The 22,248-nt window shown below is 44.5% G+C and carries 16 protein-coding genes, 1 pseudogene and 2 riboswitches; of the genes and pseudogenes, 16 read left to right on the top strand and 1 reads right to left on the bottom strand.

All coding sequences use genetic code 11. The annotated features are described in order from the left end of the window. Position 1: 1 nt before the first annotated feature. From D888_RS0109870 to D888_RS0109805, 13 genes and pseudogenes are all read left to right on the top strand, one after another. The gene (locus D888_RS0109870) at positions 2-1,273 is read left to right on the top strand and encodes an O-antigen ligase family protein (RefSeq protein WP_020676387.1); all 1,272 of its coding nucleotides are present in this window, start codon (positions 2-4) and stop codon (positions 1,271-1,273) included. Positions 1,274-1,282: 9 nt separating this feature from the next. Beyond that, the gene (locus D888_RS0109865; protein ID WP_020676386.1) at positions 1,283-2,782 is read left to right on the top strand and encodes an oligosaccharide flippase family protein; all 1,500 of its coding nucleotides are present in this window, start codon (positions 1,283-1,285) and stop codon (positions 2,780-2,782) included. Next, positions 2,779-3,447: an acyltransferase gene (locus D888_RS0109860; protein WP_020676385.1), complete on the top strand. Its 669-nt coding sequence runs from the start codon at positions 2,779-2,781 to the stop codon at positions 3,445-3,447. The genes D888_RS0109865 and D888_RS0109860 overlap by 4 nt, the downstream gene beginning before the upstream one ends. A 49-nt stretch (positions 3,448-3,496) precedes the next feature. Beyond that, on the top strand, positions 3,497-4,606 hold the full coding sequence (locus D888_RS21295) for a glycosyltransferase (RefSeq protein WP_020676384.1): 1,110 nt from the start codon (positions 3,497-3,499) through the stop codon (positions 4,604-4,606). Between the two features lie 74 nt (positions 4,607-4,680). Beyond that, positions 4,681-5,832, top strand: a complete 1,152-nt coding sequence (locus D888_RS23640; RefSeq protein ID WP_083928832.1) for a glycosyltransferase — start codon at positions 4,681-4,683, stop codon at positions 5,830-5,832. Between the two features lie 2 nt (positions 5,833-5,834). Beyond that, a complete protein-coding gene (locus D888_RS0109845) occupies positions 5,835-6,356 on the top strand; it encodes a serine O-acetyltransferase (protein WP_156826988.1) in 522 nt (173 codons plus the stop codon). Next, the gene (locus D888_RS0109840; RefSeq protein ID WP_020676381.1) at positions 6,353-7,642 is read left to right on the top strand and encodes a glycosyltransferase family protein; all 1,290 of its coding nucleotides are present in this window, start codon (positions 6,353-6,355) and stop codon (positions 7,640-7,642) included. The genes D888_RS0109845 and D888_RS0109840 overlap by 4 nt, the downstream gene beginning before the upstream one ends. A 139-nt stretch (positions 7,643-7,781) precedes the next feature. Further along, positions 7,782-8,951: pseudogene (locus D888_RS22665) on the top strand (IS3 family transposase). 118 nt (positions 8,952-9,069) lie between these two features. Next, positions 9,070-11,175 (top strand): hypothetical protein, encoded by a 2,106-nt coding sequence (locus tag D888_RS0109825; protein WP_020676379.1) that lies wholly within the window; start codon positions 9,070-9,072, stop codon positions 11,173-11,175. 326 nt (positions 11,176-11,501) lie between these two features. Further along, complete coding sequence (locus D888_RS0109820) at positions 11,502-12,485, top strand: Gfo/Idh/MocA family protein (protein ID WP_020676378.1); 984 nt, start codon at positions 11,502-11,504, stop codon at positions 12,483-12,485. A 9-nt stretch (positions 12,486-12,494) separates the two neighbouring features. Further along, the gene (locus tag D888_RS0109815; protein ID WP_020676377.1) at positions 12,495-13,586 is read left to right on the top strand and encodes a DegT/DnrJ/EryC1/StrS family aminotransferase; all 1,092 of its coding nucleotides are present in this window, start codon (positions 12,495-12,497) and stop codon (positions 13,584-13,586) included. 12 nt (positions 13,587-13,598) lie between these two features. Continuing rightward, positions 13,599-14,270 (top strand): acyltransferase, encoded by a 672-nt coding sequence (locus tag D888_RS0109810; protein ID WP_156826987.1) that lies wholly within the window; start codon positions 13,599-13,601, stop codon positions 14,268-14,270. 334 nt (positions 14,271-14,604) lie between these two features. Then, positions 14,605-15,201, top strand: coding sequence for a YdcF family protein (locus D888_RS0109805; RefSeq protein ID WP_026362324.1), 597 nt, complete (start codon positions 14,605-14,607; stop codon positions 15,199-15,201). Between the two features lie 266 nt (positions 15,202-15,467). Here the strand turns inward: D888_RS0109805 and D888_RS0109800 are convergent, their stop codons facing one another. Beyond that, a complete protein-coding gene (locus D888_RS0109800; protein WP_020676374.1) occupies positions 15,468-16,547 on the bottom strand; it encodes an IS30 family transposase in 1,080 nt (359 codons plus the stop codon). 253 nt (positions 16,548-16,800) lie between these two features. After that, positions 16,801-16,878, top strand: a riboswitch (cyclic di-GMP riboswitch). 203 nt (positions 16,879-17,081) lie between these two features. After that, positions 17,082-17,160, top strand: a riboswitch (cyclic di-GMP riboswitch). A 134-nt stretch (positions 17,161-17,294) separates the two neighbouring features. On the opposite strand from D888_RS0109800, the gene D888_RS0109795 reads away from it, so the two are divergent. The 3 genes from D888_RS0109795 (at position 17,295) to D888_RS0109785 (ending at position 22,155) form a co-directional block, all read left to right on the top strand. Continuing rightward, complete coding sequence (locus tag D888_RS0109795) at positions 17,295-19,367, top strand: fibronectin type III domain-containing protein (RefSeq protein ID WP_020676373.1); 2,073 nt, start codon at positions 17,295-17,297, stop codon at positions 19,365-19,367. 11 nt (positions 19,368-19,378) lie between these two features. Next, a complete protein-coding gene (locus D888_RS23105) occupies positions 19,379-20,584 on the top strand; it encodes an Ig-like domain-containing domain (protein WP_020676372.1) in 1,206 nt (401 codons plus the stop codon). A gap of 323 nt (positions 20,585-20,907) precedes the next feature. Continuing rightward, on the top strand, positions 20,908-22,155 hold the full coding sequence (locus D888_RS0109785) for a TIGR03790 family protein (protein ID WP_020676371.1): 1,248 nt from the start codon (positions 20,908-20,910) through the stop codon (positions 22,153-22,155). The last annotated feature ends 93 nt before the right edge of the window (positions 22,156-22,248 follow it).

Raw genomic sequence — 22,248 nt, 5'->3', positions numbered from 1 at the left:
TATGTTGTATTTTTTGACTTGTTTCTATATCGGTTTATATTATGTACGGCCATTTGATTGGCTACCAGGTCTACGGGGTTTACCTATATTCTCCGTACTCGGTGTTGTATGTATTCTTGCATTGTTTATTTGTGGCGTCGGTGGAAAAAACAAAGCGTTTAAGTACAAAACAGATTTAATGGTTCTTGGTTTTGTCCTAGCTATAGTTTTCTCCCATTTAAGGCATGGTTATTTAGGTGGTGCTTATGACTCTCTTATGTTTTTTTTCCCAAGTTTAGTAGCCTACTTTCTTATTGTCTATGCACTTGATTCCCCAAAAAAAATAAAATTCTTTGTTTTTTTTCTAATTTGTTTGTCTTCATTTCTTGCCATTGAAGCATATTTACAAATCACAACAGGGTATTCTCATGGTGGAATGGAGCCTATGTCACAGTGGTTTTATGGTGATGAGGGACTACGGTATGTAATATATCGGGCACGCTGGTTTGGTACATTTAATGATCCAAATGATTTAGGTCTGGCATTAGTTATCTCTGTTCCTTTTCTTGTTAATATGTTGATAGAAAAAAAATTAATTGTACCGTTAATATGTTTACCAATTATATTATATGGTATCTATTTGACGGACTCTAGAGGTTCTATTCTGGCTCTCATTGTATCAGTCTTTGTATATTTTGTACTTAGAACAAGATCGGTTTATGGTGTAATTTTCGGCTTATTGTTAGCTGTTCTTATTGTAACCTTCGGTCCAAGTCGAATGGCTCAATTGTCATCCTCCGAAGGATCCGCTCATGGACGTCTTGAAGCTTGGTATGCAGGTTATCAAATGTTTAAATCTTTTCCTCTTTTTGGAGTTGGAAGGGGAGCGTTTACTGAATACTATAATTTAACTGCCCACAATTCTTTCGTTTTAGTAATGGCTGAGTTGGGTTTGTTTGGTTTGTATTTTTTTCTCGGACTTTTTTACCATCCTATTAAATGGGTAAAGAATACTCTCTTTACCAATGCTTTAGATCTGGACCCCGATTTGGGGGGGGTGGTCTGCGCAATTTATGGTTCTCTATTCGGTATGTTAATCGCAATGTTTTTTTTGAGTCGTTCATATATTTTGTTGCCTTTCGCACTTATTGCTACAATAGTTTCCATATCAAGCAACGCTACCTCAGGTAATGAATGTTGTCTAGTTGGTAATGAAATTTTCAACAAAAATATATTTATACTAGTAGTCCTTCAAATCGTATTAGTTAATATTTTTATAAAAATTTTTATTTGAAGGATTACAATGTTAAAAAATATAATTGCTAACTGGTCAAATATTTTTTTTTCGGCGTTTGGTGTTTTTTTTCTGTACCCTTTTTTTGTAAAAACATTAGGTGAAGACCAATATGGGGTTTGGTTGCTTATTTCTTCCACAACAGGATATTTTTCATTATTGCAGGCTGGTGTTCCTTTAGCGAATGTTCGTTATATATCTCGTTATTATGCCAGTCGAAATTTCGATAGATTAAGCGGTGTTATTTGTACAAACTTACTTTTCTTCTCAGCTTTAAGTGTTTTTGTTCTTCTGTTTGGCACGACTTTTTCTTATTTCATAGATAATCTCTTTGATATTCCTGTTCAGTATGTACGTTTGGCAAAATTAGCAACCGTAGTTGTTACTCTAGAAATCGCGTGTCGGTTTGTATTTGAGGTCTTTGAAGGGATTTTGCACGCCCGACAAAGATTCGTACTTATCAATGTCGTTAAGAATCTTATTGTTGTCATTCGTGTTGTCGTGACAATATTGTTTGTTACCTCAGATTTTGGTTTGGTTCAAATTGCATTTATTCTATTGTTTCTTACTGTAGCCCAATCTTTAGTATTTCTTATTTACACAAAGAAAAACTATGAATTTGTAAAGTTTGACATAAAGTTTATTGATAAAGGGATTTTTAAAGAGATTCTAAATTACAGCATTTTTGTACTACTTTTTCAATTTTCAAGTCGTTTAAGCTTTCAAACAGATGCTCTTGTTTTGGGTAGTGTTGTTTCTGTCGCTTCCGTCGTTTGGTTTAATATTGCTAATAATTTGCTAATCTATTTTATGCAATTTATGATTGGAATTTCCCGGACGTTAATGCCGAAAATTAGCGAATCTGAATCCGTTGGCGATAGTAGGCTTATCGGCGACACTTATTATAACTACAGCCGATTGGTGGCATTCTTCGTTGTGCCCGTTTGTTTGTCTTTTTGGTTGTACGGTGGCGATTTTATCGCTATTTGGATGGGGGAGAAATATCGCTATGTCTCTGGCCAGGTCTTGTCTATCCTGACGAGTGGGTATTTATTTTTCTTAGTACAAAGAGGAATCGCTTTTCCGATTCTGATGGGAACATCAAGGATGAAATTTGTTACTTTGTTGATGTTTTTTTGTGCACTTTTAAATTTAATTTTAAGTATTTGGTGGGGGAAAATATTTGGTATCAATGGTGTTGCATGGGGGACCACAATCCCAAATATTATTGTCACTATAGGTATTATTATTTATATGACAAAATCATTTTCAATAAATATTTATAAATATATTTATTTTTCTATGCTTGTTCCAGTCTTTTCGTCTATTAGTTATCTAGTTATATATTTATCAATAAATAAATACATTAATATTATTGGATTTGGCTCACTTTCTTTTTGTGTGACTTGTTGTTGCATTGGTCATGCGTTGTTTACTTATTATTTTTTATTTAATAGTTCAGAAAAAATGAAAATATGCAGTTTGATTTCAAGTAAGGGTTTAAAATGACATATCTGTTTAAAGTTATTATGAATTACTTTCTAAATAAACAAATATCACAACGAGTTACATTGTTTAACTTAAATGCCAATATCGGAGAAAACTTTAAGCTAGAGGGAGACGTTAGGATTAAAAATGAATCTGGCAACCCTGACCAAATCGTTATTGGGGATAACTGTAAAATAAGTGCGAGTAGGATTACATGTAAATCTGGCGGTTTCATTGAGATTGGCAATTATTCCGTTCTCCAGGATGGTTCCTCTCTTCTCTGTCTTGAGAATATCCGCATTGGTAGCTTTACCGGCATTGCTGCTGGCACGACTATTATAGACAATAACACTCATGCTATTGGTATTGAGAAGTGGGTCCGGCACAGGATCAGGGTGGCACCTGGTGGGGAGGGATATTCTGGCTTGGGTAACGGTTGGGAAGAATCTGAATCCGCTCCTATCGTAATTGGCGATGGAGTTTGGGTTGGTACCGATTGTACAATTTTAAAGGGGGTAACCGTTGGCGATGGGGCAATTATTGCCAGGAATTCTGTAGTGACTAAAGATGTTGCTCCTTTTACTGTTGTTGCAGGAAATCCGGCCAAAAAGGTGAAAGATTTACCTGTGCCGGAAATGTCTGTTTTGGAATTAGGTGAAAAGATTTTGAGCGAGAAAACTTATTGATGTGGGTACTTTCTTTTGCTGCTGTTAACGTGGAATTACCTAGGTGTGTATGAGTAATATTAACGTGTTGCACATTGTTAATAGCTTGAATGTAGGCGGGCTTGAGAAGATTGTCATTGATCTAATCGGAAGCTTCTCTTGTAAGTATAATTCTGCAATTCTTTGCCTGGAAGGTAAGGGGATACTTGGTAGTGACCTTGATAAAATTAAAATTTTGACTTTAAATCGTAAACAAGGACTCTCCTTGGGTGTTGTCTTTGCGATGGTTAAACTTCTCAGGCAGAATAAGATTGATCTTATTCATACCCATAATGCTGCGCCCCATTTTTACGGGGCTATCGCAGGATTTCTTTTACATATTCCGGTTGTTCATACTAAACACGGTCGAAATGATCCCTCCGCACGAAAAAAAGTTTTGTTGAATTGGTTTTCCTCCCTGTTGACAAATAAAATCATTGCAGTTTCTGAGGACGCCAAGAGAGTTTGTCTTGAATTTGAGCATGTGGGTCAATCAAAGGTACTTACAATATGGAACGGTATCAATATTGCTAAATTTCAGAAGGGGCCAGCAAGTAATAACGTGAGAGGTGAGTTTGGTATCTTGCCCGATGATTTTCTGCTAGGAATTGTTGCACGACTGTGCCCAGAAAAAAATCATGAAATGCTACTTCAAGCCTGTAGCCATCTTGCAAATAAAGGGGTTCCATTCAAATTGTTGGTTGTTGGTGATGGCCCGTTACGTAAGGATATTATGCAGCAAGCTGCTGATTTGAAACTTGAATCTAAAATTTGTTTTGCTGGGTTGCGGTCTGACATCCCTGATATATTAAATGAGCTGGATGTTTTCTGTTTGTCGTCAGTAACTGAAGGTGTTCCTCTTACGTTACTTGAAGCACTTGCTTGTAGCTTGCCATGTGTTGTAACGGATGTCGGTGGTATTGCAGAAGTCGTTGAGGATGGTGTTAGTGGCTTCATTGTTCCTTCAAACTCACCGGTTAAGTTTGCCAGTAAAGTTTTTGAATTGTTTGAAAGTGCGGAATTGCGCAAAAACTTTTCTAGCGCAGCACAAAAAAGAGTCAGCCAGTATTTTTCTATACAGGAAACAGCTCATAAGTATGAAAAGGTCTATGAATCCGTTCTTTGTCGGGATTTTTCTTAGAGCGAACGTCAATATTGACGTGTTTTGCCCTAGTTTTAGCCTGGTTTGAGAAGATTGATTGTAGGGTGTTTTTTTTGAAAAAAATATTATTCATATCAAGTCTTTATCCTAATCCATTCGACATGCGTGTGGCCCCATTTAATAAGCAGCAGCTATCTAGCTTGAGTAAGTATTATTTGATAGATGTGATTTCTCCTATACCTTGGATTTCTAAAAAGAATAACTCTAGTAGGTGTAATTGGGTTGATGAAGGTGATGTCCGCTGTTTTTTCCCAACTTTTTACTATCCGCCTAGGATTGCAAGGTGTTTCCATGGCGATTTTTATTATTATTCCATTATAGGTCTTGTTAATAGGTTAGCTCGTGAAAATAATTATGAATTAATATTTTCATCTTGGCTATACCCTGATGTTTGGGCTGCTCAGAAAGTCGCTGACAAATTGAAATTACCGTTTTTTTTTAAGGTCCATGGCACGGATGTGAATAGACTTGATCGGGGCAGTCTATTTGCGAAAAAATCATTATCTGCAGTAATACAATCTTCGGGTGTTGTTTGTGTTAGTCGAGCATTGAAAAATAGGCTTGTCGATTTTGGATGTAATGGCAGCAAAATTCATGTTTTGTATAATGGAATAAATAAGGAAATTTTCCATCCAGCAGATAAATTTCTATTAAAAGGGGAAATGCAAATAAAAAAAGGTAGCAAACTTATTCTCTATGTTGGTCGGTTAGAGAAGGAAAAAGGAATTTTTGAACTTTTAGATGCGTTTAAGGAAATGTCTAAAGATAACATTAATAATTTGAGATTGAATATTATCGGTGAGGGCTCTTGCATCGGATCGATCAATAAATATCTGACTGACAATAAACTATTAAATATAGTGGGGATGATGGGTTTTCTCCCTTTGCCCGATGTGGCAAAGTGGATGAATGTTTCAGATGTTTTGTGCTTGCCAAGCTACATGGAAGGTGTACCGAATGTGGTGTTGGAGGCGTTAGCTTGTGGTACAAGGGTCGTTACTACTAATGTCGGAGGGTTGCCAGAGATAGCTGCCCAAGACAATCGAGTTATACTTGTTAAACCGAGAGATTCTGAAGGGCTTCGGAGTGGCCTTATTGACGCTTTAGGTGTCTCAACTAACGATATAAAGGCTATTAATTTAGGTACTTGGGATCAAAATGCGTCTCAGTTGGCTAATTTGTTCGGTTATGAAGGTGAGGGGTGATTGTGTTAATATTTGATGACATTAAATTTAAGGCAGAATGGCTTTATGGCAGAATAAGTTTCATAACAATTTTACGGGCTATTTGTAGTGATGCAACAATGTCAATGGTTTTTTATCGTATAATGGCATTTTGTGCAAAACGAAAATGGACTATGCTATTTGCATTAATTTTTCATAAGTTAAATGCCATCATTTGTGGGTGTGTCATTGGTATTAATGCTCGTTTTGGTAGGAAATTACTTATTTTACATAGTGTTGGCGTGGTTGTTAATTCCTCTGTTGTGGCTGGAGATGAAGTTGTCCTTGAAAGCGGTGTTGTCATTGGTGCAGAAAAGGGATTATCGCCCGTTATTGGCTCGCGGGTGTTTATAGGTTCGGGTGCTAAAATAGTGGGTGGCTTGACAGTTGGAAGTGATGTGTTGATTGGCGCTAATGCCGTTGTGGTAAAGGATATCCCTTGTGATTCTGTCGCCGTAGGTGTTCCTGCGAAAGTCATTAATAAGGGTAAGGTGCCTACCGAATGAAAAATGTTCTGATTGTTTCATATACGTTTCCTCCTGTCGGTGGCGCTGGGGTGCAGAGAGTGAGCAAGTTTGTGAAGTATTTGCCGTGTTTTGGCTGGCGGCCGACTGTTTTAACCACAAAAAACCCTTCAGTTCCGTTGGTTGATGATGCCCTTCTCGATGAAATATCCAAAGATATAGCGGTCATTCGTACTAAAACATTAGAACCATCATACAAAGTTAAGAACTTTGTCTCCTCCGGTGAAGGGGGGAGGCTTTCATTCTTTAAAACAATAATTAAATATTTAGTAAAAATATTGCTTATACCTGATGTTCAGACTCTTTGGTGGTTTTATACCTCTATAGAAATAAGAAATTTGCTTCGCAGTCGTAAGTATGATGTAGTTTTTGTTACTGGTCCTCCTTTCTCTGCTTTGTTGTTCACCGTTTTTTGGTGTAGATTTTATAAAAAACCCGTAATTGCTGATTTTAGAGATGAGTGGACCTTTTCACGTTTGAACTGGGAAAAGACAGTGAAGGGTAAGTTTAGCTTCTTGATAGACTCTATTTTTGAGAAATATGTAGTTAAAAACTGTGATAATTTCATTTCAGTTACAAGGAAGTGTGTAGAGAATATTAAATATCGTAATGGCATTTATGATTTGTGTAAAGGTCTGGTTATTTTTAATGGTTATGATCAGGAGGACTTTAAGCAAGATCATAACGACGAGGTATTGAATGAGCAAGACATATCAGTTGTTTATATGGGGACTGTTTGGAAAGCCACAAGTCTTAAGAACTTATTATATTCTTTTGGTTCGGCCATAAATTTGAATACTGAACTTTCTGAAAGGGTGAACGTTTCCATTGTCGGTAGGGTTGTTGACGAGGAAGCCATTTGTTTTGAAAATACATCTGAACATATACGGACTTTTGGCTACTTATCACATTCGGATGCACTTCTTAAGGCCATGTCAGCAGATGTTTTGGTCCTGACTATTTCTGATTTACCAAATGCTGATGCCCTTTTGCCCGGGAAAACATTCGAATATATGGCTACAGGAAAACATATATTGGCATTGATTCCTGACGGCGAGGCCAAAAAGGCATTGCTGGAAAATTATAGCAATTGCACAATTATCTCCCCTGGTGATACTGCGGCCATTGAGAATTTTTTTATAAGTCTTCCTGCTATGGTTGAATCTTATCGAATTATTGACGAGGGTCGGGGGGCTGATTTTTCTAGAAAGGCTCTCACTGGTAAATTAGCGGATATCTTTGATGGTGTAGCCAGTCACCTAAAATAGCGCAGTATTTTTATCAGTTTAATTTAGGGTATCACGTTGTTTGAAAAAACTCAGTGCTACCTACTTATGCCATGTAGTGGTTCAATAAAACCGGACACCAATTAAGGTGGTATATTCGCCACCCAACGAGAGGTGTTCAATGAACCAAAGAAACAGACGATCATTCACTAAAGAGTTCAAGCACGAAGCAGCCAGCCTAGTTGTTGACCAGGGCTATACGATGGCTGAGGCCTGCCGTGCTATGGGGGTTGGAACTACTGCATTACGACGTTGGGTTCAGCAGCTTCAAGGCGAACATCACGGGGTAACGCCAAAAGCGCCAGCTTTGACACCAGAGCAGAGGCGTATTCAAGAGCTAGAGAAACAAGTGCAACGGCTTGAAAGAGAGAAGTCGATTCTAAAAAAGGCTACCGCTCTCTTGATATCGGACGAGATACAGCATTTGCACTGATCGACCAATTAAGGGGGCGTGAAGATGTGTATCGGCTGTGTTCTGTGTTTGATATCTCCCGATCGAGTTATTACGACTATCGCAACCGCAAGAAACGGATAGACGCTGCGCGCATACGGCTACGAATCAAGGCTACCGAGATCTTCAACCAGAGTCGTCAATCGGCAGGCAGTCGCACCATCAAAATCAAAATGCGTGAGGCAGGCGAGGTTATTGGGCGGTTCAAAGTCCGCCGTCTGATGAAAGAGGCAAGTTTGGTAAGCAAGCAACCAAAGCCTCCCGCTTACAAAACGGCAAAGGTTGAGAGACCAGATATTCCGAATCATCTCAATCGTGAATTCGAGGTCACGCAACCCAACCAGCGGTGGTGTGGCGACATCACATACGTTTGGTCCCAAGGTCGGTGGGTGTATCTAGCAGTTGTCTTAGATCTTTACGCGCGTCGTGTTGTTGGGTGGAGCCTGTCTGGTCGGCCCGATGCTGAATTGGTTATTGCGGCACTGGATATGTATGGCTTATCAATTACGCGGGAATCCAAGTGGCGTGATGTTTCACTCGGATCAAGGCAGTCAATATGCCAGCAAACTGTTTCGCCAACGACTCTGGCGTTACCGCATGAAGCAAAGCATGAGCCGTCGAGGTAATTGCTGGGACAATGCACCGATGGAGCGCGTGTTCCGTAGTTTTAAAAGTGAATGGATGCCCTCTGAGGGCTACAGGTCATTCGCAGAGGCAAAAAAAGACATCAGTGATTATTTGATGGATTACTACAATTGGTACCGGCCGCATCAGAATAATGGTGGAGTCGCACCGACCCTGGCAGAAGAAAAACTTAAACTGCTGTCCGGAAATAGTTGACCACTACACCAAAGATTTAAAAAAGAATAATATTTTGTAAGTCTCTTTGTAAGTCTCTACGTTATTGTAGGTTTAAAAGTAGCTTTTAACAGAGTTTTGGCGTCCGGGAGGACATAAAATGAAAAGTTTTATTTTATTTTTATTGGTTATGCTTTTCTCTGTTCATGATGTTTGCTCTGCGACTGTGACTCTAAGTGGGACTGACTATGCTTTAACGTCACATGGAAATAGGTTTATTTCTTCGGCAGAACTGCAAGCGAAAGCAGTTGTTGGTAATACTTACTGGAACTGGATTGTTGATCGGGCGCTTCCTGCTACTCCGACTTATACCGTCAGCGGCTACACCGAAGATATGGCTCAGTACGCACTTATGTATATGATCGATCCGACAACCTACGCTGCCGAGGGCGCAGCCGCCCGGTTAATGCTGATCAATATTGGTAGCTATTATGATACCTCTTCCGGGACAGTGAACGAGGATTATGGCTCGATTCATTCGAGGGATATTGCTTACGCCTATGATTGGATGTATCCCCTTCTTTCTGCTGGAGACAAAACGACTTTCATCACATGGATGGAAGGGTCATTTAAACCCATGCTGGATAGACACGCTTACACAACATGGAACCTCAGATTAACAAAAATGATGGGCTATTTTATGCTCGGCCTTTCAACTTATGAGGATTCAACAGTAGGTCAGCAATGGGTGCAGGATGCTTGGACGGAATGGAAAGGAACGATAGAGCCAAAGTTTCTAGCCGGAGCGATTAACGGCCACAACTTCAGCGGGGCAGCATACGGATATAACCGTGTTGCCACCTATGGTTTTGCTATCTATCAAACGCTTGCCAACGCTTTAGGATTAGACGCATGGCCCGATACTGATCCGACCTTAAAATATTTCATGTTGCAACTGGCACCAAACACCAACAGTGGTGCGGCAAGCCTTGCAACCTTCTACCATGAGGGGAATGTCGGCAATCCGACCTTGAATCTTAGAACGATGACCGCCTATTTTCAGGCTCTCTATCGGGCAACTGGTACTTTAAAACAACAGGGGTATAACTTTTTAAACACTGTCATTCAACCAACTTCTGTGAGTGGTTCTCTTTATTTTCGTGATGCGTTTATGTGGCTGGACAGCCGGGAAACAGCCAGTGCCTACACAACTTTACCATTGGCGTTCTTTTCCGATGGTACAGATATTATCTTGTCTAAGTCTGATTGGACGACCACCGCAACGTGGGCCGGTTTTACTGCCGCTGATTGGATGGGCGATCATCAAGGTAAAAACGCAGGATCATTTAAAATCTACCGAGAAGAACCGTTGATAACAGAAGGGCCAGGAGCCGCACAAACTACAGGCGTAAACTCCGTTATTGATGCAAACAATGTTTTTCTTGATGATGGCTATATTCGTGATGAATCCTATGGGTCGGCTAGAAATACTGGTGGGTGGAGTTATATTAGTCCTTCTGCACAAATTGACCGACAAGAGGTAGGAACTGGTTATGCTTACGCCAGAGGTAATTTGACCTCCTTATATGTCGATGGCACGTACATGAAGAAAGTGGATAGTTATTACCGCTCTTTTCTGCATGTAGGCGACTACGTTGTCATCGCTGATAATATCACAACCACAAGCCTTGCTGGATCGGTGAGCGGGGTTGATAACGGGCATGAAGTTTTAAAGGTTGACCATATCCACTATGCAGGAGCACCGTCTATCTCCGGCAACCAGATCACCTACACCGGGGCTAGCTCCAGAGTTATCAGCGAAGTATTGCTACCAGCCACAGCAACAATAACAACCACTGCTCTGACCTATGCAACGCGAGTTAATATCAAAAACTCAACGCTTCAACAACATGACAAGTTTTTAGTTGTCAATAAGGCTGGAACGACATCAGAAAAACTCACAACCTCGCTGATTAGTGGTATAGGTGGCCAAGGGGCTTTGTTTAGTAATACTGCTGTTATGTTTACCAGCTCAACAGGTAACGCCGATATGTCAGCGCTTACCTATGTGGTAGACGCCACAAGGCACTATATTGCTGACCTGCCTGTTAATACAGCAATCACAGTAATCAGAGCAGGGACAACGATCGTTGATGCTCAAAGTTCTGGAAGTGCTGGGATAATTGAATTTACGGCGCCTAGTGGAAGAGCTATTTATAGTGTAAATACTACTCTTTTACCCCCAACGTTACGAAAATTAAATTAGAGTCGGTTAGGTCGCCTCGCTATAGCCCGGCACAAAGAGATTGAGGCTAGAAAAACAGGGGGAAAAGTATGCGGAAGAACGAAACAAAGCTGAGAACGTCAACGAATGCTCTGTAAAAACAATGGGGTAGCCATCTGAGCGATGGTAGATGATTAAGCCGTTCAACAGAGATGGATCAGTATACGCTTGCATGCCCTTTAACATAATTGAGACCTTCTATGGTATCGTTTCAACGTAAAAACGTATGACTGTTATATACAATTAACATTTATCGTAAAGATATAATGAATAATTTATTGTGATTATAGAATAATATAGGAACTTTTATGAATGATGGCATTAGCCGCAAGAATTTCGCATTGATTGGTGCTGGTGGTTACATTGCACCTAGGCATATGAGGGCCATCGCTGATACGGGTAACAACCTGATCTGTGCACTTGATAAAAATGATTCAGTCGGTGTTCTTGATAGTTTTTCGTATGACGCTAAATTTTTTACCGAATTTGAACGCTTTGATCGCTTTGCCGAAAAGCTACGCCGCCAGAATCATGAGCAGAAGATCCATTATGTCAGTATTTGTTCCCCTAATTATCTGCACGATGCTCATATTCGCTTCGCTCTGCGGATCGGTGCCGATGCTATTTGTGAAAAACCTTTGGTGCTCAACCCTTGGAACTTGGACGCACTTGCTGAACTTGAGCAGGAGAGTGGTCAGCGAATCTACAATATCCTTCAGCTCAGGGTTCATCCTGCCATTGTTGAATTAAAAAAGCGGTTTGAATCTAATAATTCCGGAATAAAACAAGAAATTGAACTGACCTACATCACTTCACGAGGTAACTGGTACTTTCATTCGTGGAAAGGAGATGTACAGAAATCGGGGGGTATCGCTACCAATATCGGGGTGCATTTCTTCGATATGCTCCTTTGGATCTTCGGCGGGTTGCAGCATGCTGAAGTTCACTGTGCCGACGAAAAGCGCATGGCAGGATTTCTGGAACTTGAGAACGCCAATATTCGCTGGTTTCTTTCTGCTGATCGCGGCGACCTGCCAGAACCGGTCAAGACATCTGGGCAGACGACGTACCGTTCTATTTTGTTGAATGAAGAAGAAATCGAGTTTTCTGCCGGTTTTACCGATCTGCATACGCTTGTCTACCGCGATATCCTCACTGGCGGTGGTTTCGGTCTCGAAGATGCGCGCGCCTCTATTAGTCTGGTGCATCAATTGCGCAATCTCAATCCGGTTAGTCCTAGCCAAGATAGATCACATTCACTGTTGCCTTTCAAAAAGACCAGCGTTGGTTAGAGACATACTATGGATTTTATTGATCTGAAGACCCAACAGGCAAAGATTCGCGAACAACTCGATAGCCGTATGAATAAGGTACTGGAACACGGGCAGTACATCATGGGGCCCGAGGTGCAGGAACTCGAAACACGACTCGCGGGCTTTACTGGAGTAAAGCACTGTATCAGCGTCTCTTCTGGGACCGATGCCCTTCTGATCGCCATGCTGGCATTGGGAATCGGCACAGGAGACGAAGTGATAACTTCCCCTTTTACCTTTATTGCCACCGGCGAGATGATTGCACTACTTGGTGCCCGTCCAGTCTTTGTCGATATCGATCCGCAAACCTATAACCTTGATCCCTCATTGGTCGAAAAGGCCATTACCGCACAAACCATGGCGATTATGCCGATTAGCCTGTATGGCCAATGCGCTGATTTCGATGCTATAAACGCCATCGCTGAGCGGCATGGCATTCCGGTAATTGAAGATGGTGCCCAGAGTTTCGGCGCAACCTACAACGGACGTCGATCCTGCGCGCTCTCCACCATCGGTTGTACCAGTTTCTTTCCATCCAAGCCGCTAGGTGGTTATGGCGATGGCGGTGCCTGCTTTACCGATGATGACGAGCTGGCTAGTAAAATGCGCCAGATCCGTGTGCATGGCCAGGATCGCCGCTACAACCATCCTCTAATTGGTATTAACGGCAGGCTTGATACGCTGCAGGCTGCAATCTTGTTGGCTAAGTTAGATATATTTAGCGAAGAGGTCCAGATGCGTGGCACCATCGGCTCTCGGTACAGCAAAAAACTTTGCGACACCTGTATCACCCCGCATATTGCATCGGCCAACACTTCTGTTTTCGCCCAGTACTGCATTCAGGTGAGCGAGCGTGATCGCTTTGTGAAAAATCTTAAGGGCAAAGGGGTGCCGACCGCAGTTCATTATCCCATTCCTCTGCATTTGCAGCCTGCTTTTACTTATCTTGGTTATAAAAACGGAGACTTCTCAGTCTCGGAAAAGGTAGCTTCCCGTATTGTGAGTCTACCAATATACCCTTATTTGAGCGAGAAAGACCAAAATTTTATTGTGATGTGCGCTAAGGAAGCCCTTTCTTAAATGGAGATCGTCATGGATTATTTTGTTCACCAATCATCCTATGTTGATGATGGAGCTGAAGTTGGTAGTGGTACCAAAATCTGGCATTTCAGTCACGTCCTTTCGGGGGCAAAAATTGGCGAGAAATGCAGCTTTGGGCAGAACTGCTGTGTTTCTGGGGGCACACTTATCGGCAACAATGTCAAAGTACAGAATAATGTCTCTATTTATGAAGGGACCGAGATTGAAGACGATGTCTTTCTCGGCCCTTCCTGCGTACTAACGAACGTCACCAATCCTCGTTCACAGGTCTTACGTCAGGCGCTTTACGAAAAAACCCTGCTTCGTCGTGGAACAACCATAGGAGCTAACGCTACCGTTGTCTGTGGCACCACCATTGGGCGCTATGCCTTTATCGCTGCCGGCGCGGTGGTGACAAAGGACGTTCCCGATTATGCTCTGATGGTTGGCGTCCCTGCTAAGCAGACAGGTTGGATGAGCCGTCATGGGCATCTGCTAGGAACTCCCGATGAGCAGGGGATTCTGACCTGTCCAGAAAGCGGGTACCGCTATCAGGCAAACGAACCCGGGCTATTGCGCTGCCTCGATCTGGATGAAGATTCAGTACTGCCCGATGACCTTGCTGTTGGAGCAACTGTTTACCGTGAATTTAAAAGTAGGCGTCAACCCAAACCAACTTTTTGACGTCTAATCGTTCTAGAAAGGCTATAGAAAGGCTAAGGAATATTAGGGAAGCGTCGGTAAAAGCCGGCATGGATCAGGAGGTGAAAGACCGCTACAAAACACTCCAAATGACTCTAGGGGCCAAGTCTACAGCTGACTCTTTTCTCCGTATGTGAAAGGGTATTTTCGATAAGTCGACCCTTGTGCATAGAATTTCCTGGAGTCTGGTAATTAATCAATAGGACAGGCACTTTGTATTTGCTCTTTATTTCGTCACGGCAAATGCTGCAATTCTGGATGCCTGGATTCGATATTTTAGTGGTAATCGTATAGCCATGTGGACCCCATCCGAGAGATGAGATATTTCTTTAATGTAAAGAATAAATCTCCCATAACGAGAAAGTGGCGACTCCTCTTTATCTCTGGGTTTTTAATCCCAGCCTTTTTTATCCTGGGGTTGATTCTATTTTTTATGGCACTCGATGAGTATTTGGTTTTTGAGAAACCTCTGGCTCACGCAGATGCGATTGTTTTAATGGCAGGGAGCGCACGCGAAAGGTTACCGGCAGCAGCTCTTTTGTTTAATCAGGGACGAGCCTCACGGGTCATTCTGGCCAACGATGGAGTCTTAAGTGCCTGGTCGGAATCTTTCCAAAGAAACTTGTATAAAATTGAATGGGCAGAGCAGAAATTAATCAAAGCTGGGGTTCCTGTTCACGCGATCGTTAAATTACCCTTTACAAAAAGCGGAACCTACTTTGATGTAAAACATATCCTCGATTATGCCTTTGATAACCATCTTGGCAGCTTAATAATTGTTACCTCTGACTATCACACAAAGAGATCTTTTTTGGCTTTTACTCAGCTTGCAGATGATCGAGATATTGAGTTGGGCATCTACCCAACCTATGCGACGAAGTTATTCGGGGGGGGGGGGGGTATCAGTCGCTAAAAAGAGCAAAGTACCTTTTCATGGAATTTATAGGATTGATTTACTATCACGGTGACCATCGTTCGAGAAAGCGGTTTTGAATTACTCGATTTCAAGGGTGAAGATGCTTACTTAAAGACCTGTTTTTTATCACCTGGACCCAGTTGATTAGATGTTGATTTATCAGGGGATTAAGAACCGGGTGTGGATCATGACAGACGATTGTAAGTTTCAAAAATATGATTGTCGCTTGCTGCGATCAGTTCTACGTTTTTAGCTTGGCGGTTTCAAGTTCGAAGTGCAACAGGTTCTAGAATGCGCCCATAGTATTCGCGAAAATCGAAATCCGGCAGAAAAATTTCGGCTGGGCACTTCCAATCAAGACTTTTCCTCGGCCTGGCGTTGAGCTTCAAGGCGATCTGGTCAAGCTCCTCCTGAGAGAATGCCGAGAGATCCGTACTCTTTGGTAGATACTGGCGCAGCAGGCCATTGGTGTTTTCGTTGATGCCTCGCTGCCAGGGGCTATGGGGATCGGCAAAATAAACCTTGATCCCGGTCTTCTCCGACAGTATCTCGTGACAGGCCATCTCTTTGCCCTGGTCGTAGGTCATGCTTAAACGTCGTTGGGCATCGATCCGATTGAGAACATAGCTGAACCCCTTCTGGGCGGACTCAGCGCTGCCATTGTCGACTTTGGCCAGAGCCACGAACAGACTGGTCCTCTCCACCAGCGTCCCCACGGCCGATGCGTTGCGCGCTCCCTTGATGAGGTCGCCCTCCCAGTGGCCAGGAACCAATCGTTCGTCCACCTCTGGGGGGCGCTCATGGATGCTGACCATATTGGGGAGACTGCCCCGGCGATCTTCACCACGGCTGCGCGGCCGACGCTTCTTGCGGGATTGCCGCAGCAAAGAAATGACCTCTTTGCGTAATTCTCCGCGCGGCATGGTGTAGATCGCCGTGTAAATGGTTTCATGGCTGATCTGAAACTGAGGCTCCTTGGGGTGCATGCGCTTCAGTGTACCAGAAACCTGCTCTGGTGAATTCCCCGTCTGCAAGAGTGAAACAACCTTCGACCAGAGGGCATTGCCGGGGATCAGTCGCTTATCCTTTCGTGGTTTGTGTGCCAGCTGTCTGGCGCGGTGCTCGGCCCGTGTGGCACGATAGCCTCCTGCTACCGGTCGCCGGCCCCGCCGACCTGACCGGGAAGACGGTGGCTTCCAATGGTTACGTTGCAACTCTCGGCTTACGGTGCTCACGGAACGGCTCAAACTCTGGGAGATGGAGCGCAAAGAATGTCCCTGCTCCAGTCCCACTTGAATAACTGCCCGCTCTGTACAATCCAAATGCTTGTAGGTATCTTCCATAGCAACACTTTAACTCCTCAAAGTGTTGCACTTCAATTTTGAGCCCGGCCTTTTAAAAACCGATAACAGATTTTGATATCTCTTGAAAATACATGTGATGTTAAGTAGTTGTAAAATAAAAATAAAATTAAAAAAAGTACTTGACTGCATTTTGAAATATGGCATAATACGAACCAATAAGTTATTGTATTCTAATTAATAATCGTTTTCCCAAAGTGGAAAAGTATCAGGCACTCATAAAAACTGTATAAGTCTCCGATAAGGGCAAAACCAGAGAAATCTGGTGACGCAAAACCACGGGTCCTCAAATAAGGACAGCCGGGTTACCGAAGAGTGTGTACGCAATTGTTTGCCCACCTTATCCTCCCGCAATCAAAAGCGCCCACCTCTTTAACTGAGGTGGGCGCTTTTTTGTTTCACCCTACCTTGATTCAAACTTATCCGGAATTTTTAGACTATCAAATTTTGAACTGCCGCTGCCTTGCGCAACAGGAGTAATACGTAGATGGCTTAGTTTTAAATACAAAAATTAGTCTCCGATAAGGGCAAAACCAGAGAAATCTGGCGACGCAAAACCACGGGTCCTGAAAGTCAGGATAGCCGGGTTGCCGAAGAGAGTGTTAGCTAACTTTTGCCCTGATTTTTCCCTGTACTCAAAAGCGCTCACCTTCGGTAACGAGGTGAGCGCTTTTTTTGCCCTGACCGTATAGCTAAAACAGTCAGTCCAAATAAATGCAGGAGAAAAAAATGGCTCACATTATCGGCAAAATATTATTTTTCACGTTTTGTTTCAGTTTAATTCTTTCAAATGTCGCCAGCGCTAAGTCGGTGACCTTGGCCTGGGATCCCAGCCCAAGTAGCGACATTACTGGATACAAGCTCTATTATCGGGCCGATTCTTCTGCCCTGCCTTTCAATGGCAGTGGTGCCAATCAGGGTAACTCGCCGATTGATGTCGGAACATCCTTAAGCACGAGCATTACCGGTTTAGCCGATACTCAAACCCACTATTTTGCGGTGGTTGCATATGATGCATCGGGCTATGAGAGTGCTTATTCCAACATAGTCACTAGTGCTGCAGTTGGCGGTACCACCAATCTGCCCCCGATTTTAGCAGCTATCGGTAACAAGATAGTCACCGAAAACTCTACCCTTAACTTTACAATCAGTGCCAGTGATCCCGACGGTAACAGCCTGACCTATAGCGTTACCGGTCTGCCAGCAGGCGCCTCTTTCAATCCAACTACGCATGCCTTCAGCTGGACACCGAATACCAGCCAGGCGGGGAGTTACAGCCTGACCTTTAGTGCCAATGACGGTAGCCTGAGTGCTTCAGAAACGATCACGATCAGTGTCGGTGATCTGAATCGCGCCCCAGTGTTGGCCTCTATTGGCAATAAAACGGTCAATGAAGGTTCAGCCTTGATCTTCATCATTAGTGGCAGTGACCCCGACGGCAACAACTTGATCTACAGCGTTACTGGTCTGCCAGGCGGCGCCTCCTTTAATGCGACGACCCATACCTTCAGCTGGACGCCGAACAGCAGCCAGGCGGCAAACTACAGCCTCACCTTCAGCGTCAGTGACGGCAGCCTGAGTGATTCAGAAACCATTACGATCAGTGTCGGTAACCTGAATCAGGCCCCGGTGTTAGCCTCCATCGGCAGCAAGACGGTCAACGAGGGTTCCCTGTTAAGCTTCACCGTCAATGCTAGCGACCCCGACGGCACCAGCTTGACCTACAGCGTTGCTGGCCTGCCGAGTGGAGCTTATTTCAATACGACAACGCATACCTTCTCCTGGACCCCAGGCAGCAGCCAGGTAGGAAGTTATAACCTGACCTTCAACGTCAGTGACGGCAGCTTGAGTGATTCTGAAGCAATCACCATAAATGTTGGTTCGGTTGTAATCGAAGGGTTGAGGCTTCCCACCGCGGAAACCGGTTTGCCTGGTGTCAGCCGTGCTGATAATGGCGATGACTCAAACAACCTTGTTGCCGGACTTCCAAAAGGTGACCTCGAATATATATTCCGGGTTGTCATGCAGGATAGTTCTGGCGGGGTATTGCCAGAGGTTGTTCTTCACCTGAACGGATACGCCTATGTAATGACCCGTGAAAGCGGCAACGTTAATGTTGGTGCGACCTACGTTTTCAAAACCTGTCTCGGCCCGGCCGCGTCTCAGCATTTCCACTTTGAAACCAGAGATGCGCAAGGCAATATTCTTTCCCGCTTACCCGTCGGGACCGAACTTGCTGGTCCTCGGGTTGAACTTTTGAATGGAAAGAATCTCGTCGGCACCCCGGGAGATATCGCGCCTGCTCAACTCAGCAGTGTCGAAGCGCTTGGGGCAACCCAGTCCTTTCGCTGGGTTCACAGTGTTACCAGTAATGGCAGTTACGCCCTGGTTGACACTAATGGCCCAGCGAGCCCAGGTGAAGGTTATGTCATCAAACGGATGACTAACAGCTTGCTGCCTGACCTTGGATCATTTGGCGAGATCACGACACTGACATATAAAATCCCGGTCAAAACCGGCTGGAATCTCATCTCTAATCCCTATGGCGGGAATGTTCCCCTCGCAGAAGTTCAATTTCAGAACACCGGAGCTGCGCCAATAACCTGGGCTGAAGCTGCCAGTAGCCAGCAGGTGATTAACGGACTTTATCGCTTCGCCGGCCTGGATTGGGGGAACAACAATATTTTCGAAAGCAGTGCTGGAGCACAAGGAGCGATCCTCATTCCCCGGGTTGGTTACTGGATCTACGTCAATTCGGTTAATGAGGCGGCGTCTCTTATCGTTCCAAAACCGCAACAATAGGGAGTAAAAAAATGCGTACTATTAAATATATAAAATGTCTCACCGTCGTATCCCTGGGTTTGGTTTTGGCCGCCTGTGGCGGTGGAGGAGGTGGCGGTGACACTGGCAGTGGCAGCGGAATCGTGGCGAACACAGGTTCCGTTACCGTTTTGAACGGGCAGGTTGCCGATGGTTATCTCACTAATGCCAGGGTTTTCCTGGATCGCAACGGTAATCGTCGCCAGGATAATGATGAACCATGGACAAACTCTGGGGCTCAAGGTCGATTCTCACTGGATATACAGCCGGGGGAAGGGGGACTTTATCCGGTCGTCGCCGAGATTATCGCAGGTGTGACGGTAGATGAAGACCAGAGCAATCAGAGTATCTCCGAGGGTTACATCCTTGAAGCCCCGGCGGGTCACTGGTCCTTTGTCTCCCCCCTGACGACCTTGGTCAAGAATGAACTCGACAAAAACCCCTCTCTTTCGTTTGCGGACGCAGAAACCCGCGTTCGTACGAAGCTTGGCCTGAGCAGCGGTGTTTCCCTGTTTGAGGACTATCTCCAGCAACAGACGAAACCTGAGATGGTAGATGTTCATCGTGCCGCTCGCATTACCGCAGCCTTGATGGGCAGCCTGCAGGCAGATGTTGAGCAGAATACCGGTCCCATTTATGCTGAGAGCCACAGGGAGGCAAGTTCATTGATGATCAGCGATCAGGTGATGAATAATGGTGCGATCATTGCGCAGAGACTTATTAATGCAGTTGATGCAGTCGCGGTCGAGGAGATCAAGTCTTCCATTATGTTGGGGATAGATAGCGCCGCGTTAAATACCACACTTCTTGATCGGTATAGCGAACGTATACTGGCCGCCAATCCAGTTTGGGATATGACCCCGCCAAGAGTCATCAGTCAGAGCCCTGTAGTCAATGGCAGTGCATCCATCGATGCGTTAATCTCCATGACTTTTGATGAAGCACTTGACCCTGCATCAGTATCGGTGCAGACACTTAAGCTCAGCGGCCCAACGGGTTTGGTACCCGGAACAGTCTCTTATGATCCTGTCCTGAAACAGGTTAAATTCTCATCCGAGGTGTACTTGATGGCGTTCTCATCCTACCGGGTTGATCTTACGGCTGTTTCCGACATTTATGGGAACACTGTTACTAACCCCATTAGCTGGAGTTTCACAACGATCTTCGATCAGTTGCCGCCAGATCTCCCAAATTTTTAGGGCTATTGTATCTCCTTTCATCGCTGGGTCGGCCTGCGCCTCGGGATGCTTTTCTATCGGTACGGTGGAAGGGTGGCCAGCCGCCGATCGATACTCTTGACGACCTCCGTGTGGCGGAGGATTTTAACGTTGCCAAATTGTCTGATGCACTTTTGCCGGGAGTCTTTCTGACTATCCATGCGCCGGCGGTAAATTCTGCTATTCTTCAGCATCAAGTTCTTCGTCTAAACTCAGTAATCCAGACATTCTTCAGGAGGATCTTACGTGGGTGGGTGGGGGTATCCAATTTTTAACGCAGACTTGTATCCGCGATTACAGCAGATATGAAAATTATCCTCATCCTACTGATGACGCTTAGCCTCCTCTGTGGCATCTTTCTTCCCGCCTGGGCATTGTCGCCCGCTGAAGTTCTGGTGATCGCTAACCGGCGTATGCCGGGGAGCCTCGAGCTGGCTCATTATTATATGGAAAAGCGTAGCATCCCCACGGAAAACTTGCTGACGCTCACCATCGAAGCCAACGAATCCTGCTCGCGCAAGGTCTACAACCAACAGGTTGCACAACCGGTTCGTGATTTTATACAGGCACGAAAATCTTCAAGCTCTATCCGTGCATTTGTCACCCTCTACGGTGTACCGTTAAAAGTCGCGCCCCCGGCACTGACAGAAAAGGAGCTGGCAGCGTTGCGTCGGTTGCAACGGCAGCGCGACACCTTAATGCAATCTATCCAATCTGCTGATGAACATCGCTCTGGCGTTGCGGTTGATCGGATGCAGTTAGAGTTACTGGATAGAAAAATCAGTCGCTCCCGTAAGTCAGATTCTGGCGCCGCGCTCGATTCTGAGTTGACGCTGGTACTGAAGGACGATTATGCGCTCGACGCCTGGCAGCCGAATCCGTTTTTTGTCGGTTACCAGCATCTGAAATTGGAGAACACTCCAGCTGAAGTTTTGCTGGGAAGTCGCATTGATGCTCCTTCACTGGCAATCGCCAGGCGCATGATTGATGATAGCCTGTTCGCCGAACGTGATGGGCTGCGGGGGACCGCTTATTTTGACGCCAAGGGCCCAGCGAATCGAACGCCGAATTTGCGCAGCTATGATCTTTATGATCAGTCTATTCATCTGGCAGCTGAACAATTGAAGTCGCTCAACCTGATGCCGGTGGTGATAAATGCTGAGCCGGGCCTGTTTCAAGCTGGTGAGGCACCCGATGCAGCCCTCTATTGTGGTTGGTACAGTTTGGCAAAGTACGTCGATGCTTTTGATTGGCGGCGTGGGGCCATCGGCTATCATATTGCCAGCGGTGAATGTGCGACCCTGCGCGCAGGGCCAGGGCAGGGGTGGTGCAAACGGATGTTGGAGGACGGCGTCACCGCCACTCTCGGCCCGGTTGCTGAGCCTTATATTCAGGCCTTTCCCGAACCGGAGCTTTTTTTCAGGCTGCTGACTGTTGATGCCGAGACCCTGGTTGAAGCTTATTTTCACAGCCAGCGATATCTTTCGTGGCAGATGGTTCTGCTCGGGGATCCCCTTTATCGTCCGCGCTGGCTTAAACAAAAGATCAGGTGAGTGGAGTATTGAACTTATTTTTTTAAAACCCTTGCGTTGTGCTGCCTGGCTATTCGATTAATCGCTTGCAGATCATGGGTTTACCACCTATTC

Origin of the sequence: Geopsychrobacter electrodiphilus DSM 16401 (assembly GCF_000384395.1) — a bacterium.
Lineage (GTDB): Bacteria > Desulfobacterota > Desulfuromonadia > Desulfuromonadales > Geopsychrobacteraceae > Geopsychrobacter > Geopsychrobacter electrodiphilus.
The sequence above is the reverse complement of the archived record's forward strand: the minus strand, read 5'-3'. Positions and strand labels throughout refer to the sequence as shown.

Coding starts and splice junctions, on each gene's coding strand:
- D888_RS0109840 (WP_020676381.1), top strand. CDS start 6,353: ATGAAAAATGTTCTGATTGTTTCATATACGTTTCCTCCTGTCGGTGGC.
- D888_RS0109810 (WP_156826987.1), top strand. CDS start 13,599: ATGGATTATTTTGTTCACCAATCATCCTATGTTGATGATGGAGCTGAA.
- D888_RS0109785 (WP_020676371.1), top strand. CDS start 20,908: ATGAAAATTATCCTCATCCTACTGATGACGCTTAGCCTCCTCTGTGGC.
- D888_RS21295 (WP_020676384.1), top strand. CDS start 3,497: ATGAGTAATATTAACGTGTTGCACATTGTTAATAGCTTGAATGTAGGC.
- D888_RS0109865 (WP_020676386.1), top strand. CDS start 1,283: ATGTTAAAAAATATAATTGCTAACTGGTCAAATATTTTTTTTTCGGCG.
- D888_RS0109815 (WP_020676377.1), top strand. CDS start 12,495: ATGGATTTTATTGATCTGAAGACCCAACAGGCAAAGATTCGCGAACAA.
- D888_RS0109825 (WP_020676379.1), top strand. CDS start 9,070: ATGAAAAGTTTTATTTTATTTTTATTGGTTATGCTTTTCTCTGTTCAT.
- D888_RS0109805 (WP_026362324.1), top strand. CDS start 14,605: ATGAGATATTTCTTTAATGTAAAGAATAAATCTCCCATAACGAGAAAG.
- D888_RS0109820 (WP_020676378.1), top strand. CDS start 11,502: ATGAATGATGGCATTAGCCGCAAGAATTTCGCATTGATTGGTGCTGGT.
- D888_RS0109860 (WP_020676385.1), top strand. CDS start 2,779: ATGACATATCTGTTTAAAGTTATTATGAATTACTTTCTAAATAAACAA.
- D888_RS0109800 (WP_020676374.1), bottom strand. CDS start 16,547: ATGGAAGATACCTACAAGCATTTGGATTGTACAGAGCGGGCAGTTATT.
- D888_RS0109870 (WP_020676387.1), top strand. CDS start 2: ATGTTGTATTTTTTGACTTGTTTCTATATCGGTTTATATTATGTACGG.
- D888_RS0109795 (WP_020676373.1), top strand. CDS start 17,295: ATGGCTCACATTATCGGCAAAATATTATTTTTCACGTTTTGTTTCAGT.
- D888_RS23105 (WP_020676372.1), top strand. CDS start 19,379: ATGCGTACTATTAAATATATAAAATGTCTCACCGTCGTATCCCTGGGT.